Source organism: Methylobacterium fujisawaense, from assembly GCF_014138435.1.
Classification (GTDB): Bacteria; Pseudomonadota; Alphaproteobacteria; order Rhizobiales; family Beijerinckiaceae; genus Methylobacterium; species Methylobacterium fujisawaense.
Genome location: NZ_JACJIM010000006.1, coordinates 394,885 through 410,367 on the forward strand (window position 1 = coordinate 394,885; position 15,483 = coordinate 410,367).

The 15,483-nt window shown below is 71.7% G+C and carries 14 protein-coding genes; 13 read left to right on the forward strand and 1 reads right to left on the reverse strand.

Going from position 1 to position 15,483, the window contains the following annotated elements:
* The first annotated feature begins 245 nt into the window (after window positions 1–245).
* From chpT to GGQ91_RS20540, 8 genes are all read left to right on the forward strand, one after another.
* Complete coding sequence (gene chpT, locus GGQ91_RS20505; protein WP_043352403.1) at window positions 246–968, forward strand: histidine phosphotransferase ChpT; 723 nt, start codon at window positions 246–248, stop codon at window positions 966–968.
* Between the two features lie 103 nt (window positions 969–1,071).
* A complete protein-coding gene (locus GGQ91_RS20510) occupies window positions 1,072–3,801 on the forward strand; it encodes a hybrid sensor histidine kinase/response regulator (protein ID WP_182592736.1) in 2,730 nt (909 codons plus the stop codon).
* 64 nt (window positions 3,802–3,865) lie between these two features.
* Entirely contained in the window at window positions 3,866–4,384 is a 519-nt protein-coding gene (locus GGQ91_RS20515; RefSeq protein ID WP_043386919.1) for a chemotaxis protein CheW, read from the forward strand.
* 11 nt (window positions 4,385–4,395) lie between these two features.
* On the forward strand, window positions 4,396–4,788 hold the full coding sequence (locus GGQ91_RS20520) for a response regulator (protein ID WP_043352407.1): 393 nt from the start codon (window positions 4,396–4,398) through the stop codon (window positions 4,786–4,788).
* A 57-nt stretch (window positions 4,789–4,845) separates the two neighbouring features.
* Complete coding sequence (cheB, locus tag GGQ91_RS20525; protein WP_043386917.1) at window positions 4,846–6,066, forward strand: chemotaxis-specific protein-glutamate methyltransferase CheB; 1,221 nt, start codon at window positions 4,846–4,848, stop codon at window positions 6,064–6,066.
* Window positions 6,063–6,926 (forward strand): CheR family methyltransferase, encoded by an 864-nt coding sequence (locus GGQ91_RS20530; protein WP_043386914.1) that lies wholly within the window; start codon window positions 6,063–6,065, stop codon window positions 6,924–6,926. The genes cheB and GGQ91_RS20530 overlap by 4 nt, the downstream gene beginning before the upstream one ends.
* A 171-nt stretch (window positions 6,927–7,097) precedes the next feature.
* Window positions 7,098–7,715: a hypothetical protein gene (locus GGQ91_RS20535; RefSeq protein ID WP_182592737.1), complete on the forward strand. Its 618-nt coding sequence runs from the start codon at window positions 7,098–7,100 to the stop codon at window positions 7,713–7,715.
* 146 nt (window positions 7,716–7,861) lie between these two features.
* Window positions 7,862–8,878, forward strand: coding sequence for an asparaginase (locus GGQ91_RS20540; protein ID WP_043386909.1), 1,017 nt, complete (start codon window positions 7,862–7,864; stop codon window positions 8,876–8,878).
* A gap of 100 nt (window positions 8,879–8,978) precedes the next feature.
* Here GGQ91_RS20540 and GGQ91_RS20545 read toward each other — a convergent pair whose 3' ends face one another.
* The gene (locus GGQ91_RS20545) at window positions 8,979–9,233 is read right to left on the reverse strand and encodes a hypothetical protein (protein WP_182592738.1); all 255 of its coding nucleotides are present in this window, start codon (window positions 9,231–9,233) and stop codon (window positions 8,979–8,981) included.
* A gap of 295 nt (window positions 9,234–9,528) precedes the next feature.
* Here GGQ91_RS20545 and GGQ91_RS20550 point away from each other — a divergent pair, with 295 nt between their 5' ends.
* The 5 genes from GGQ91_RS20550 (at window position 9,529) to rbbA (ending at window position 15,472) form a co-directional block, all read left to right on the forward strand.
* Window positions 9,529–9,873, forward strand: coding sequence for a hypothetical protein (locus GGQ91_RS20550; protein ID WP_043759339.1), 345 nt, complete (start codon window positions 9,529–9,531; stop codon window positions 9,871–9,873).
* 195 nt (window positions 9,874–10,068) lie between these two features.
* Entirely contained in the window at window positions 10,069–10,359 is a 291-nt protein-coding gene (locus tag GGQ91_RS20555; protein ID WP_051044756.1) for a hypothetical protein, read from the forward strand.
* Between the two features lie 147 nt (window positions 10,360–10,506).
* Complete coding sequence (locus GGQ91_RS20560) at window positions 10,507–11,403, forward strand: CBS domain-containing protein (RefSeq protein ID WP_182592739.1); 897 nt, start codon at window positions 10,507–10,509, stop codon at window positions 11,401–11,403.
* Window positions 11,400–12,719: an HlyD family secretion protein gene (locus GGQ91_RS20565; protein ID WP_182592740.1), complete on the forward strand. Its 1,320-nt coding sequence runs from the start codon at window positions 11,400–11,402 to the stop codon at window positions 12,717–12,719. Before GGQ91_RS20560 ends, GGQ91_RS20565 begins: the two co-directional genes overlap by 4 nt.
* Window positions 12,720–12,727: 8 nt before the next feature.
* A complete protein-coding gene (gene rbbA, locus GGQ91_RS20570) occupies window positions 12,728–15,472 on the forward strand; it encodes a ribosome-associated ATPase/putative transporter RbbA (protein ID WP_182592741.1) in 2,745 nt (914 codons plus the stop codon).
* Window positions 15,473–15,483: the final 11 nt, after the last annotated feature.

Below are 15,483 nucleotides of genomic sequence, written 5' to 3' on the forward strand. Positions count from 1 at the left end.
CCGCCCCGCCCTCCGTCCGATCCGGTAACGCTTTTCAAAGCTGACCGTGGCGTCTATCCGTGCGGACCGGTCGTCGCCCCCGGTCCGACCTGCAGGCCGTGCGGGACCCCCTCGGGCGACTCGATCGCCACAGGGGCGGCCGAGGACTGGGCGCCCGGGAGCCGGGCGGCCGGAACCCGGCAGCCTCGATCGGGGCCCCGACCCGCAGACGTCCGCACCTCAGATCCGCCCGCCCGGAGCGCACCATGTCCTCCCCGACCTCGCCCACCCTGCATCTCGACGGCCTCGACCTCGCCGCCCTGCTCTGCTCCCGCGTCTGCCACGACGTGATCAGCCCCGTCGGCGCGATCGTGAACGGGCTCGAGGTCCTGGAGGACGACCAGGACGAATCGATGCGGACCTTCGCCCTGGAGCTGATCGGCAAGAGCGCCCGGCAGGCCTCGGCGCGGCTGAAATTCGCCCGCATCGCCTTCGGGGCCGCGGGCTCGGCCGGCGCCTCGATCGACCTCGCCGACGCCGAGGGCGTGGCCAAGGGCATGTTCTCCGACGAGAAGACCAAGCTGACCTGGAGCGCCCCCCAGGCCCTCTTCCCGAAGAACAAGGTCAAGCTCCTCCTCAACCTCGTGATGGTCGCCACCTCGGCGATTCCCCGGGGCGGCGTGATCGACGTCGTCGTCTCCGGCGATGCCGAGGCGCCCACGCTGGTGCTCAAGGCCAAGGGCTCGCATGCCCGCATCCCGCCCCACGTGGAGGAGCTGATGGCCGGCCGCCCCGAGAGCGGCACCGTCGACGCGCACGGCATCCTGCCGTTCTACGCGGGCCTCGTGGCGCGGGCCGCCGCCATGGATGTGCGATTCGCCATCGAGGGTGATGAAGTGACTATCACCGCCACGCCCGCCGCGAGCCCCGCAGTGATCGGAGCGCCCGAAGACCCCGACGGCGAGGCTTCGGACACGGCCCTGGCGTGAAATTCTGAAAAACCGAGACGCGGGGCCGGGATGGAAACGCTTCCCTAACCCCGCGCGAGTAAGTAGGTTGCGCGAGACCTTCTCCGCGTAACGAGTAGCGCCTATGGACGACCTGCTTCGCGAGTTTTTGACCGAGAGCGGGGAGCATCTCGACACGGTTGATGCAGAACTTGTTCGATTCGAGCAGGATCCGAACAACGAGACTATTCTGCGAAACATCTTCCGGCTCGTGCACACGATTAAGGGAACCTGCGGATTCCTCGGCCTTCCGCGGCTCGAAGCCCTGGCGCATGCTGCGGAAACCCTGATGGGCCGCTTCCGCGACGGGCTGCCCGCCACGTCGGATTCCGTCACCCTGATCCTGCTGACGCTGGACCGGCTCAAGGCGATCCTGGCCGATCTGGAAGCCACCGGCACCGAGCCCTCAGGCTCGGATGACGACCTCATCTCCGCCCTGGAGCGCATGGCCGAGGGCGCGCCCGAGCCGCAGGCCGTCGCCTCGCCGCCGCCTGAGCCGGTGCTGCCCGATCCGGTGGTCCGCGAGCTGAAGCCCGGCGAGGTCACCCTGGACGAGCTGGAAGCCGCCTTCCTGTCGGCCCCGGGTCCCGACGAATCGGATTTCCTCCCGCCGCCGGCCCCCCTTGCCGCCGCGCCGGCCCCGACGCCCGCCGCCCCCGCGGCGAGCGCGCCGCCGAAGGCCGAGACCAGGGTCGAGCCGGTCGAGGCCGAGAAGCCCGAGCCGGCCCGCGCCGAGAAGGCCGAGGGCGCCGAGGGTGAGACGACCGCCGCCGCCAAGAACCAGACGATCCGGGTGAACGTCGACACGCTCGAGCACCTGATGACCATGGTCTCGGAGCTGGTGCTGACCCGCAACCAGCTCCTGGAGATCGCCCGCCGCCACGAGGATTCGAGCTACAAGGTCCCGCTGCAGCGCCTGTCGCACGTCACGGCCGAGCTGCAGGAAGGCGTCATGAAGACGCGCATGCAGCCGATCGGCAACGCGTGGCAGAAGCTGCCGCGCGTGGTGCGCGACCTCTCGGCGGAACTCGGCAAGCAGATCGACCTCGTGATGGTCGGCAACGAGACCGAACTCGACCGGCAGGTCCTTGAGGTCATCAAGGACCCGCTGACCCACATGGTCCGCAACTCGGCCGATCACGGCCTCGAATCGACCGCCGAGCGCGTGGCGGCGGGCAAGCCCGCCCGCGGCACGATCCGGCTCGCCGCCTACCACGAGGGCGGCACGATCACGATCGAGATCGCCGACGACGGCAAGGGCCTGAACCTCGCGGCGATCCGGCAGAAGGCGGTGCAGCGCGGCCTCGCCTCCCAGGCCGATGTCGAGCGGATGACCGACGCCCAGGTCGCCAAGTTCATCTTCCACGCCGGCTTCTCGACGGCGGCGGCGGTGACCTCGGTCTCGGGCCGCGGCGTCGGCATGGACGTGGTCAAGACCAACATCGAGACCATCGGCGGCCTGATCGACATCGCCACGACGGCGGGGCGCGGCACGACCTTCACCATCAAGATCCCGCTGACGCTGGCCATCGTCGCCGCGCTGATCGTGCGGGCCGGCGAGCACCGCTTCGCCCTGCCGCAGGTGGCGGTGCTGGAGCTGGTGCGGGTCGATGCCGGGGCGCAGCGGGTCGAGCACATCAACGGCGCGCCGGTGCTGCGCCTGCGCGAGCGGCTCCTGCCGATCGTCTCGCTCACCGGCCTGCTCGGCCAGTCGAGCCCGGGCGGGGAGGCGGAGCAGGCCGGCTTCGTGGTGGTCGCCCAGGTCGGGCGCGAGCGCTTCGGCATCCTCGTCGACGAGGTCTTCCACACGGAGGAGATCGTCGTGAAGCCGATGTCGGTGAAGCTGCGGCACATCCCGATGTTTGCCGGCAACACGATCCTCGGCGACGGCGCCGTGGTGCTGATCGTCGATCCCAACGGCGTGGCCCGCCAGGTGGCGCAGGGCGTCCAGGGCAGCGGCGGCCACATCGACGCCGACGCCGACGAGGCGGTGGAGATGGCCGACACCAAGACCACGCTCCTGGTGTTCAAGGGCGGCCAGGGCAGCTTCAAGGCGGTGCCGCTGTCGCTGGTCACCCGCCTCGAGGAGATCGAGTGCGCCAAGGTCGAGTGGCTCGGCGGCCGCGCGCTGATCCAGTATCGCGGGCGCCTGATGCCCCTGGTCCCGGCCGACGCGGCGATCACCATCAAGTCGGAGGGGACGCAGGCCCTGGTGGTGTTCTCCGACGGCGAGCGCGCCATGGGCCTCGTGGTCGACGAGATCGTCGACATCGTCGAGGAGCGCCTCGACATCGAGATCGCGGCCGACCGGTCGGACCTGATCGGCTCGGCGGTGCTGCGGGGCCGGGCGACCGACATCATCAACATCGCCCACTTCCTGCCGCTGGCCTACGACGACTGGGCGCGCGGCCTGAAGCGGCCCGAGCAGATCTCCACGATCCTGCTGGTCGACGACTCGGCCTTCTTCCGCGACATGCTGAGCCCGGTGCTGAAGGCGGCGGGCTACCAGGTGGTCACCGCGGCGAGCGCGGACGCGGCGCTGGCGGCCCTCCAGGCCGATCCGCAGATCGAGGTCGTGGTCACCGATCTGGAGATGCCGGGCCGCAGCGGCTTCGACCTCGTCGCCGCCATGCGCCGGGCCGAGCCGCGCCTCGCCGGGCTCCCGGTGATCGGCCTCAGCGGCGCGATCGGCGCCGATGCGGTTGAGCGCGCCCGGGCCCTGGCGATCAGCGACCTCGTGGCGAAGTTCGACCGCAGCGGCCTGATCTCGGCGCTGGCCGAGATCGGCGCCGCCACGGTGTCGAAAGCCGCCTGAGCCTGCACGCCGCCCGCCCCAAAACGATCGAGACGATCGAGACGATCGAATCCGGAGAGTTCCGATGCAGGCTGCCAACGCCAACACCAGCGGCGCCACCACCAACGGTGTCGAGACCGGCGCCACCGACGACTTCGTCACGGTCTATGTCGGCGAGACGCTGTTCGGCCTGGCGATCGAGCGGGTGCACGACGTCTTCGTCCCCTCGGGCGTGACGCCGGTTCCCCTGGCGCCGGCCGAGATCGTCGGCCTCTTGAACCTGCGCGGCCGCGTGGTGACGGCCATGAGCCTGCGCCGGCGGCTGGGCCTGCCCGACGCGGAGGCCCAGGCGGACGGCACCAAGGCCAGCCCGAAGATGGCGATCGGCCTGGAGCAGGCCGGCGAGACCTTCGCGCTGGTGGTCGACGGCGTCGGCGAGGTGCTGAAGCTCGGGGCCGACAGCCGCGAGGCGGTGCCGATCAACCTGGATCCGCGCTTCCGCGATCTCGCCACCTGCGTCCATCGCCTCGACGGGCGGCTCCTGGTGATCCTCGACGTGGACGCGCTCCTCGGCTTCACGCCCGCCGGCGCCAAGGCGGCTTGAGGGAGAGGTCGATGAAGGCGCCCCACGAGACCACCTGCCTGGTGGTGGACGATTCCGCGGTGATCCGGAAGGTCGCCCGGCGGATCATCGAGGATCTCGGCATGAACGTGAGCGAGGCCGAGGATGGCAGCGCCGCCCTGGAAGCCTGTGCCGCCAGCATGCCGGACGCGATCCTGCTCGACTGGAACATGCCGAACATGGACGGCTACGCCTTCCTCCAGGCCCTGCGCCAGAGCGAGGGCGGGGGCGTGCCGAAGGTCCTGTTCTGCACCACCGAGAACGATGTCGGGGCGATCGCCCGCGCCCTCCGGGCGGGGGCCGACGAATACATCATGAAGCCCTTCGACCGCGACATCCTGACGGCCAAGCTCGAACAGGTCGGTCTCGTCGCCGACGCGGCCTGACCGCACGATTCGGCTCCGACGCCCCTGCACCCGCGACCTGTACCCGAGGCAAGCATCATGGCCCTGAGTCCCGCGGTTGCTCCGCTCCGTACACCCACCACCCCGAGCACGACCGCATCCGCCACCACGATCCGGGTTCTGGTGGCCGATGATTCCGCCGTGGTGCGCGGCCTCGTGGCCCGCTGGATCGGCGAGGCCGGATTCGAGCTCGTCGGCACGGCCTCGAACGGCCGGATCGCCCTCGAGCTGATGGCCAAGCACGACCCGGACGTGGTCCTGCTCGACATCGAGATGCCGGAACTCGACGGCACGACCGCGCTGCCGCGCATGCTGGCCATGAGCCCGAGCGTGCAGGTCGTGATGATGTCGACGCTGACCACGCGCAACGCCGACATCTCGTTGAAATGCCTCGCCCTCGGGGCGGTGGACTATATCGCCAAGCCCGAGAGCAGCCGTGGCGTCACCACCTCGGACACGTTCCGGGTCGAGCTGATCGAGCGCGTCCGCGTGTTCGGCTCCGCCCGCGCGCGGAGCCGGCGCCCCGCCTTCGGCCATGTGCCGGCCACCCCGCACGCCCCCGCCGGGCCTGCGGTCGGGCACCACGCACCCGCGGTCGTGGCGCATCCGGCGCCGGCCGCCGCGCGCCCCGCGACCCCCTTCACGCTTCGGCCTAAGGTCCGCAACCGGACCCAGCCCCGGGCCCTGCTGATCGGCTCCTCCACGGGCGGCCCGCGGGCGGTGGGCGAGATGCTGGAGGGAATCGGCTCGGCCGCCCTGCGCCGTCTGCCGGTCCTGATCGTCCAGCACATGCCGCCGATCTTCACCGCGGTCTTCGCCGAACACCTCGCCACCCGTACCGGGCTCCCCGCAGCCGAGGGCAAGGCCGACGAGCGGGTCGAACCGGGCCGCATCTACGTGGCCCCGGGCGGCCGCCACATGGGACTGGCCGCGGCCGCCGGCGGCCCGATCATCAAGCTCACCGACGGCCCGCCGGTGAACTTCTGCCGCCCCGCGGTCGACGTCCTGTTCAAGGACGCGGCGGTCGTGTTCGGCGCCGCCACCGCGACCGTGATCCTCACCGGCATGGGCTCGGACGGCACCAACGGCGCCCGGGCCCTCACCGAGGCCGGCGGCCCGGTTCTGGCCCAGGACGAGGCCACCAGCACGGTCTGGGGCATGCCGGGCAGCGTCGCGCGGGCCGGGCTCGCCGAGGCCGTGCTGCCCTTGCCCGAACTCGCGACGGCGCTCCGCGCCATGATCACGGGGCAGCCGGCATGACCGAACTCGAGTTCGAATTCCTGCGCAGCTTCCTGAAGCAGCGCTCCGGCCTCGCGTTGACGCCGGAGAAGCGTTACCTCGTGGAGAGCCGGCTGACCCCGGTCTGCCGCCGCTTCGGGCTCGCGAGCCTGGGCGACCTGATCGGCGCCCTCAAGCTCGCCCAGAACGGAACGATCGAGCGGGCCGTGGTCGAGGCCATGACCACGAACGAGACCTTCTTCTTCCGCGACCGGATCCCCTTCGACCTGTTCCGCGACACGCTCCTGCCGGACGTGCTGGCGCGCAATGCCAGCCGCCGCCGGCTGCGGATCTGGTGCGCGGCGGCCTCCACCGGGCAGGAGCCCTACTCGCTGGCCATGCTGCTCCAGGAGGCGGCGCCGCGGCTCGCCGGCTGGCAGGTCGAGATCGTCGCCACCGACCTGTCCACCGAGGTGATCGAGAAGGCCAAGCTCGGGCTCTACAGCCATTTCGAGGTCCAGCGCGGCCTGCCGGTGCAGTGGCTGATCAAGTACTTCACCCAGGTCGGCGAGCAGTGGCAGATCGCCCAGAGCCTGCGCAGCATGGTGGATTACCGCCAGCTCAACCTGCTGCACAGCTTCGCCTCGCTGGGCCAGTTCGACGTGATCTACTGCCGCAACGTGCTGATCTACTTCGATGCGCCGACGAAGTCGGACGTGCTGGCGCGGCTCGCCGCGCAGCTCGCACCGGAGGGCGCGCTCCTGCTGGGGGCCGCCGAGACGGTGATCGGCCTCACCGACCGGCTGTCGCCCAACCCGAAGCACCGCGGCCTCTACGGCCATTCCGAGGCCGCGGCGCGCCCGGCCGAGGCGCCGCCGCTGCGCATGGCCGCGAGCCTCTGAATCCGGCGATCGGGGTTCCCGGTCGCGCCCCGGCTCCGGGCCGTCCCTGCACCCGGCACCGCGACGGGGATCCGGGCGGTTCCGGAAACGCGGCCTTAAGACTCGCGTGGGTAATTTGCACACGGACCCGCCGCCGGGCGAATCCGGCTCATCCGTGACCCGAGCCCCCTCATGAGTACCGTCTCATCCACCGCGACATCGCAGCTCTCCGCGCAGCGATGGTCGCCGCCTCCGTCGCCCAAGACCCAGATGTCCGACACGATCAGCAGCGCGCTGTCGGCCGGCACGATCAGCAGCACCGACGCGACGGCGCTGACCAGCGCCCTGAGCAGCATCGATTCGAGCCTGTCGTCGGACAGCTCCGCCTCGGGCAGCACCACGACCCGGTCCAAGCTCGACCCGTCCTCCATGAAGGATCGGATCGACGGCCTGATCGCCGATCAGGTCAGCAGCGGCAGCCTCACCACCGACCAGGCCACGGAGCTGAAGAACCTGTTTTCCAGCCACGGCCAGAGCCTTCAGAGCGCGGACGCCACCGGCGACGTGTCCGGGCCGGACGGTCCGCCGCCCGGCCCCCCGCCCGGTCCGCCGCCGGGGAGCGCCGCCTCCGGCAGCACCGGCAGCGGGACCTCGTCCCCCACGTCGGTGACGCAGTCGACGAACGACCTCCTCTCGACCTTCATGCAGCAGCTCCAGAGCAGCCAGTCGGTCGGCGCCGGCTATGGCGCCAACGGCACCACCAACAGCAGCAGCAGCCTCTCGGCCCTTCTGGTCGACTTCCAGAGCTGAGCCGGCGGTGCGGGCGTGGCCGGCCGAGGGGGCCGCCCGCCCGACGCATCGCCCGCCTGCGCGCGGCCGGGATCGACCTCGGCCGCGCGACGCGGCATCACTCCGCCATCGCATTCGCGCGACCGGACAGGGTCGGGAGGCACGGCATGGCGGCAGGATCGGGGACCGGATTGCCCAAGGTCGCGTTCATCGGCACGGGCGGGACGATCTCGTCCCTCGGGCGCGACACCCTCGACATCCTCGACTACACCGCCACCGACCGGCGCCTCGAAGCCGGCGGCATCCTGGAGGCGGTCCCGGAACTCGCCACCGTCGCCACGGTGGTGCCGGTCCCGTTCCAGGCGGTCCCGAGCCCGGCGATCGGATTTGCCGAGTGGCGCGACCTCGTGCGCCTGTGCGAGCGCCTCGCGGCCGAGCATGCGGATCTCGCGGGAATCGTCATCGGGCACGGCACCGCCACCCTGGAGGAGACCGCCTACGCCCTGAGCCTGACCCTGACGATCGACCTGCCGGTGGTGCTGGTCGGCTCGCAGCGGCCGATGAGCGCCCTCTCCACCGACGCCAAGCTCAATCTCGTGGCCGCGATCCGCACCGCCGCGGCGCCGGCCTCCCGCGGGCGCGGCGTGCTGGTGGTGCTCAACGACGAGATCCAGGCGGCGCGCGAGGTGACCAAGACCTCGGTGGCCCGGCTTCAGACGTTCCGGACGCCGGATTTCGGCGTGCTCGGCCATGTCGACGGCGACAGCGTCCGCTACTATCGCCGCTCCGAGCGGGCGCACGCACCGGGCACGCCCTTCGACATCCGCAGCCTGCCCGCGCTGCCGCGGGTCGATATCGTCTATGGCTACGCCGACGCGGACGGCACCGCGGTCCGGGCCTTCCTGTCGGCGGGCGCGCGCGGCCTCGTCGCGGCCGGTCTTGCCCCGGGCATGACCCCGCCGGCCGAGGCCGAGGCCCTGGAGGCGGCGGCTGCCGCCGGGATCGTGGTGGTGATGTCGACCCGGGCCGGCAGCGGCGTCGTCCCGCTCACCACCCGGCTGCGCACCCGCGGCATCCTCAGCGCCGACAACCTCACCCCGCAGAAGGCCAGAATCCTGCTGGCCCTGGCGCTGACCGTCACGACGGAGCCGGAGGCGGTGGCGCGGCTGTTCGCGACGTATTAGGGCACCGGCCGCCCGAAGGGGGACCGGCTCGGCGCGAGAGGGGGGCGGGGCCGCGGTTCGGCCCGATCCGCGCCGGGGTCGTCCGCGCCCGGCCGGAGGATCACCGGGTGCAGCCGACGCAGATGCCGCGGGTGATGGCGTCGTCGCGGATCTGCTCCGGCGTGCGCCGCTGGATCTGGCTGCTCTCGTCGACGTCGATCTTGTCCGGCTTCGGCACGGTCGCACCGCTCTTGGCGATGTAGTCGCTTCGGTTGGCCGCAACATCCATCGAATCCGGCCTGTCGCCGGCCCGGACCAGAGCCGACGAGACCACCACAAGAGCGATCGAACATCCGAGAACGAGAGGATACCGCATGGCCGCCTCCGCCGTAGAGGTAGAGCGTGTGACGGCATCACAGACCGATCCGGGTTCCCCGCATTGACCTATCGCAAGGCTCGGCCCGCGTGCGGCGCCGGGCTCGTCGTCATTGGCCCGGTCGCCGTTGCGCTAGATCAAGGCTCGCCGGCCGGGGGCGAGCAGAGTTTGCCGCGGGTCCGCGCCCCGCATCCGGGCCGTCGAGGACCGCATCGTCGCTCTCGTCTGGACGGAACGGCCGGGCAGCGGCAGACCGGATCGCCCGTGAACCCGCAGCCAGCCATGGAGACGCGCTATGACGGACAGCCACGCACACGAGGTCGTCGAGCATGAGGGCCGGGGCGGGGAGGGCGCCCATCCGGATGAGCGGCTTGCCGGCCGCATCGGCGAACACGTGAGACGGGCCCTGCAGGACATCCTGAAGAGCCCCGAAGCGCTGCGGCAGGCGATCCATCTGGGACCGCACGAACACGCGCTGAGCCGCCGGGTGGCCAACGGCCACGATCCGGCCGCAGTGGCGGCGCTGCTCGCCGCCGGCGGCGTCGGCTTCGGGCTGGCATGGCTGATCTTCGGCCAGCATTGGCACCGCACGGATTACGTCGCGCGCCGGATGAGCCACAGCAGCGAACGGATGGCCTGACGCCGTTTCACGGCCCGCCGGGCCGAAGCCTGCGGCAACGGCCTGCGCGCGGGACCCCGGTCCCGCACGGGGGAGGGCGCCGCCTGTCGCCTCACCCCGGCGGTTGCGCCGTCCCGTCGGCCCGCACGTTGCGCTGGATCAACGCCCAGGCTGCGCCGACAGCGATGAATGGCAGACCTGCGAAGAGGTGAAGCCATGAAACGCGATCTCGCTACGAACCTGAGCGAAGAGACCGAACGGGTCGGCGCCCGCATCGACAAATCCTACGAGAAACTGGCGCTCAAGCTGCGGCGGCGGGCCGACAAGGCGCGCGCGGCCATGGTCAAGTGCAAGAACCGCATCAAGCGGGCCGTCCTCCAGCGGCGGTTCGAGATCTACGCGAATGCCGCGCGCGATATCGACCAGTCCGTGATGGACCGGCAGGCCTCGCCGGGACCGGTGCTGCGGCTGAAACCGGACGAGCGGGGCACGCCCGCTCAGACGTGATTCAGGGCCGCGGCGGGCCCTCCGTCCGTCCGGGCTTGATCCAGCGCAAGGCGGGCCGAAGGTTGGGCTGCGCACCCTGCTCCGTGGCCGGCCGCCCTGCCGATGCCGGTTGATCGATGCCCCGATCCCAAGCCGGGGAGGTTGTGAATGCCAGCGCTCACCTCCGTTCCGGATCACGCCCCAGGGCCCGATGCCCCGTCGCCGTCCGCGGGCGACCGGTCGCACCTGAGGCTGCATCCCCTGTGCGCCCGGCAGATCATGTCGGCGCCCGTCGTCAGCGTCTGCCCCGACACGGCCCTGCGGCGCGCGATCGATCTCATGCTCGACGCCGAGATCAGCGGCCTGCCGGTCATCGATGCGCAGGGCGCGCTCGTCGGCATGGTGACGGAGGGCGATCTGCTCCGCCGGGTCGAACTCGGCACCGAACACCGCATGTCGCGCTGGATCGCGTATCTGCGCAGCCCCGGCCGGCTCGCCGAGGATTATGTCCACGCGCACGGCCGGCGGGTCGAGGCGGTGATGTCCAGCCCCGTGACCACCGTGACGGAGGACACGCCCCTGAAGGCGATCGTCGAGACCCTGATACGGGCTCGGATCAAGCGGGTGCCGGTCCTGCGCGGGCACGCCGTCGTCGGGATCGTGAGCCGGGCGGATGTCGTCCGGGCTCTCGGCGCCGCCTTGGACGCGGACGGGACTGCGGGCCACCGCAGTGATGTCGAGATCCGTCAGGACATCCTCGCGGCCTTCGACCAAGCCGTCTGCATCCCGAAGGCCACCATCGCGGTCGCCGTCCGGCACGGAACGGTCGAGCTCCACGGCTGGATCGCCGACGAGCGGGAAAGGGGCGCGGTGCGCGCCGCCGTCGACGGCGTTCCGGGCGTCGTCGCCCTGCGCGACCATCTGACGTGGGTCGAGCCGATCACCGGCACGGTCCTGCCGGGTCCAGACGACGCCCGGGCGGAGGATTCCGCCGCACCGCATCCCGCCACGCATCCCGCCACGCCTGCCGACAGCGCCGTACGGATCGAGGGCGCGTCCCCATGAGCGTGGACACCGTCCTGCCCTCCGTCAGCGCCCGCAACCGGACGGCGGAGGTGCTTCGTGACAAGGTCGTCCCCGCGCCCGGAACCAGCGTCCCGTCTCCCGCGCCATGCCCCCCCGCCGGTCCGGATCGGCGATCACGCGGCCTGTGGCTCACGGCCGCCATCGTGCTGCTGCTTCTCGCCGGGGGCGGCTACGGATGGTGGAAGGCCCATCGCCCGTTGCTGCCGCCGGGCTTCGCCTCCGGGAATGGCCGGCTCGAAGCGAACGTGATCGACATCGAGACCAAGTTCGCCGGCCGCATCGCGCGTCTTCTCGTCGAAGAGGGCGACCTGGTGCGGGCCGGGCAGGTCGTCGCCGTGATGGATACGCGGGATCTGGAGGCGCAGCTGAGCCAGGCGGAGGCGCAGATCCGCCAGGCCCAGAAGGGCGTGGAGGAGGCGGAGCGGACCCTCGTCCAGCAGCAGGCCCAGGTTCTCGCCACCCAGGCGGCGGTCAGCCAGGCCGAGCGCGCCGTCGCGGAGGCCCGCGCCAACATCCAGGAGCGGCAGAGCCACGTGAAGCTCACCCAGCAGGAGCTGAGCCGCTCGACCTATCTCACGGCGCGGGGCTACGCGTCCGCCGAGCAGCTCGACACGCGCCGGCAGGCGGCGGACGAGGCGGCCGCGGCGCTGAGCGCGGCCGAGGCACGGTTCGGCGGCGGCGAACATGCGCTGGAGGTCGCGCGGAAGAACGCCGACGCGGCGCAGGCCGCCCGGGAGGCGGCGGCCGCGCGGGTCGGCGCGGCCCGGCACGCCCTCGAAGCCCAGACGCAGAGCGCCGCCTTTATCCGGGTCAACATCGCCGACAATTCCCTCGTCGCGCCGCGCGACGGGCCCATCGAGTATCGCGTCGCCAATGTCGGCGAGGTCCTGGGCGCCGGCGGCAAGGTCTTCACGATGCTCGACGCCGCCGACGTCCGCATGGATGTCTACCTGCCGACGCCGGAGGCGGGCCGTGTCCGGATCGGCGCGGAGGCGCGCATCGTGCTCGACGCCTATCCTCGGCATGTCATCCCGGCGCGGGTGGTCTTCGTCTCGAGCCAGGCGCAGTTCACGCCGAAGACCGTGGAGACCCGTGACGAGCGCGACAAGCTGATGTTCCGGATCCGGGTGCGGATCGACCCGGAGCGCCTCCGTGGACGCGAGCGGCTCATCCGCAGCGGGTTGCCCGGGATCGCCTATGTGCGGACCGACGAGACGGCCGCTTGGCCGGCCTCGCTCCTCCCGAGCCCGCCGCCGGCTGCACCGGCTCCCGCGCCGATCCCCACGGCGCCCTGAGACGCGTCATGGGGCCGCCGGATCTCACCGTCGCCCGGGTCGAGCATCTCACCCACCGCTACGGCCGGACCGTCGCACTCGACGACGTGACGCTGGCGATCCCCGGCGGCCGGCTCGTGGGCCTGATCGGGCCGGACGGCGTCGGGAAGTCGTCGCTGCTCGCGATTCTCGCGGGGGCCCGGCGGCTTCAGGCGGGCCGCGCCACGGTGCTCGACGGCGACATCGCGCAGGCTCGGCACCGGGCGGCCGCGTGTCCGCGGATCGCCTACATGCCACAGGGACTCGGGCGCAATCTCTACGCCAGCCTCAGCGTGCGCGAGAACGTCGACGTCTTCGGCCGGCTGTTCGGGCAGGAGCCGGCGGAGCGGGACGCGCGGATCGCCGAACTCCTGGCCGCCACGGGGCTCGCGCCCTTTGCGGACCGCCCGGCCGGGAAGCTGTCCGGCGGCATGCGCCAGAAGCTCGGCCTCTGCTGCGCCCTGATCCACGATCCCGACCTGCTGATCCTCGACGAGCCGACCACCGGGGTCGATCCGCTTTCGCGCCGGCAGTTCTGGGAGCTGATCGGGCGCATCCGGGCGCGGCGCCCGGCCATGTCGGTGCTGGTCGCCACGGCCTACATGCAGGAGGCGGAGGCCTTCGACTGGCTCGTCGCCATGAACGACGGCCGGGTGGTCGCCACGGGCTCCCCGGAGGGGCTGCGGCGGCGGACCGGCGCGGCCGGCGTCGAGGCCGCCTTCACGGCCCTGCTGCCGCAGGCGGACGCGCCCCCGTCCCGGGCGCCGGTGCCGCCCAGGGCCGCCCCCGGGCGCGACCGGCCGATCATCACCGCCCGCGACCTGACACGGCGGTTCGGCGCCTTCACGGCGGTGGACCGCGTCAGCTTCGACATCCTGCCCGGGGAGATCTTCGGGTTCGTCGGCTCGAACGGCTGCGGCAAGACCACGACCATGAAGGTCCTGACCGGCCTCCTGCCGCCGAGCGAGGGCGAGGCGCTCCTGTTCGGGCAGCCGGTCGCCGCGGGCGGCATCGCGGCGCGCCGACGGGTCGGCTACATGTCGCAGGCCTTCTCGCTCTATGCCGAGCTGACCGTCCGGCAGAACCTCGCCCTGCATGCCCGCCTGTTCCGGCTCAGCCCCGAGGCCAGGCGCGCCCGGGTGGCCGAACTCGTCGCGCAGTTCGACCTCGCCCGCCACGTCGATCAGCGTGCCGAGGACCTGCCGCTCGGCATCCGGCAGCGCCTGTCCCTGGCGGTGGCCGTGGTCCACGGGCCCGAACTCCTCATCCTCGACGAGCCGACCTCCGGGGTGGATCCGCCGGCACGCGACCGCTTCTGGGCTCTCCTGCTCGATCTCGCGCGCCGCCAGGGCGTGACGATCTTCGTGTCGACCCACTTCATGGCCGAGGCCGAACGCTGCGACCGCCTCGCGCTGATGGATTCGGGGCGGGTCCTGGCCATCGACACCCCCGCGGGACTGGTGGCGCGTTGCGGGGCCGCCACCCTGGAGGACGCCTTCGTCACCCTCCTCGAACGGGCCGGAGCCGGCGGCACCGGAGCGCCCCCGCAGACGCCCGCGATCACGGAGGCGCGGCTTCCCCCGTCCGGCCCCCGGACGGACGGCATCATCCCGGTCAGCCCGCGCCGGCTCCTCGCCTGCGCGCGTCGCGAGGCGCTGGAACTGGCGCGCGACCGGGTCCGCCTCGCCTTCGCGGTCCTGGGCACGACCTTCCTGATGCTGGTCTTCGGCTTCGGCATTTCCACCGACGTGAACAGCGTCGCCTTCGCGGTGCTCGATCACGACCGGAGCCATGCGAGCCGCGCCTATCTCGAGGACCTGCGCGGCTCGCGCTATTTCGTGGAGACCGCGCCCCTGTCGGGGTTCGGCGATCTCGAGCGGCGGCTCGCCCGGGGGGACATCGCGGCCGCGATCGAGATCCCGCCGGGCTTCGGCCGGGACGTGGCCCGCGGGCGGCCGACGCAGGTGGCGGCCTGGATCGACGGAGCCCGGCCGTTCTTCGCGCAGACCATCCGGGGCTACCTGTCCGGGGTGCACCAGCGCTATCTGTCCGATCCGCGGCGATTTCCTGCCAAGGCCGATCCGGCTCCCCAGGCCGAGATCGCGGTCCGCTTCAAGTACAACCAGGATTTCGACAGCATCTTCGCGATGGTGCCGGCGCAGATCGCCCTCCAGCTCGCCCTGATCCCGGCGATCATGATGGCGCTGGCGGTGGTGCGCGAGAAGGAACTCGGCTCGATCACCAATCTCTACGTGACGCCCCTGACGCGCCTGGAATTCCTGCTGGGCAAGCAGCTCCCCTATATCGGCTTGGCGCTCGTCAATTTCGCGCTGATGGTCCTGCTGGCCCAGTTCGTCTTCGGGGTCCCGCTGAAGGGGAGCGCCTCGGTCCTGGTCGTCGGCACGCTGATCTACGTGACGGCGACGACGGCCTACGGGATGCTGGTCTCGACCTTCGCGCGGACCCAGATCGCGGCCCTGTTCGGCACCGCCATCCTGACCGTGCTGCCCGCCACCATGTTCGCCGGGATGCTCGTCCCCGTGGCCTCCCTGTCGGGCCTGGGGCGCATCCTGGGGCGGCTCTTCCCCATGACCTATTACCTGCCGGTGAGCCTCGGGGCCTTCACCAAGGGCCTCGGCTGGGCCGACCTCGCCGGCAGCCTCGCCATCCTGGCTGTATTCGTCCCCGTCCTGACCGCGGCGGCCTGCTTGGCGATGCCCCGGCAGGAATCCTGATCGCGGACGGG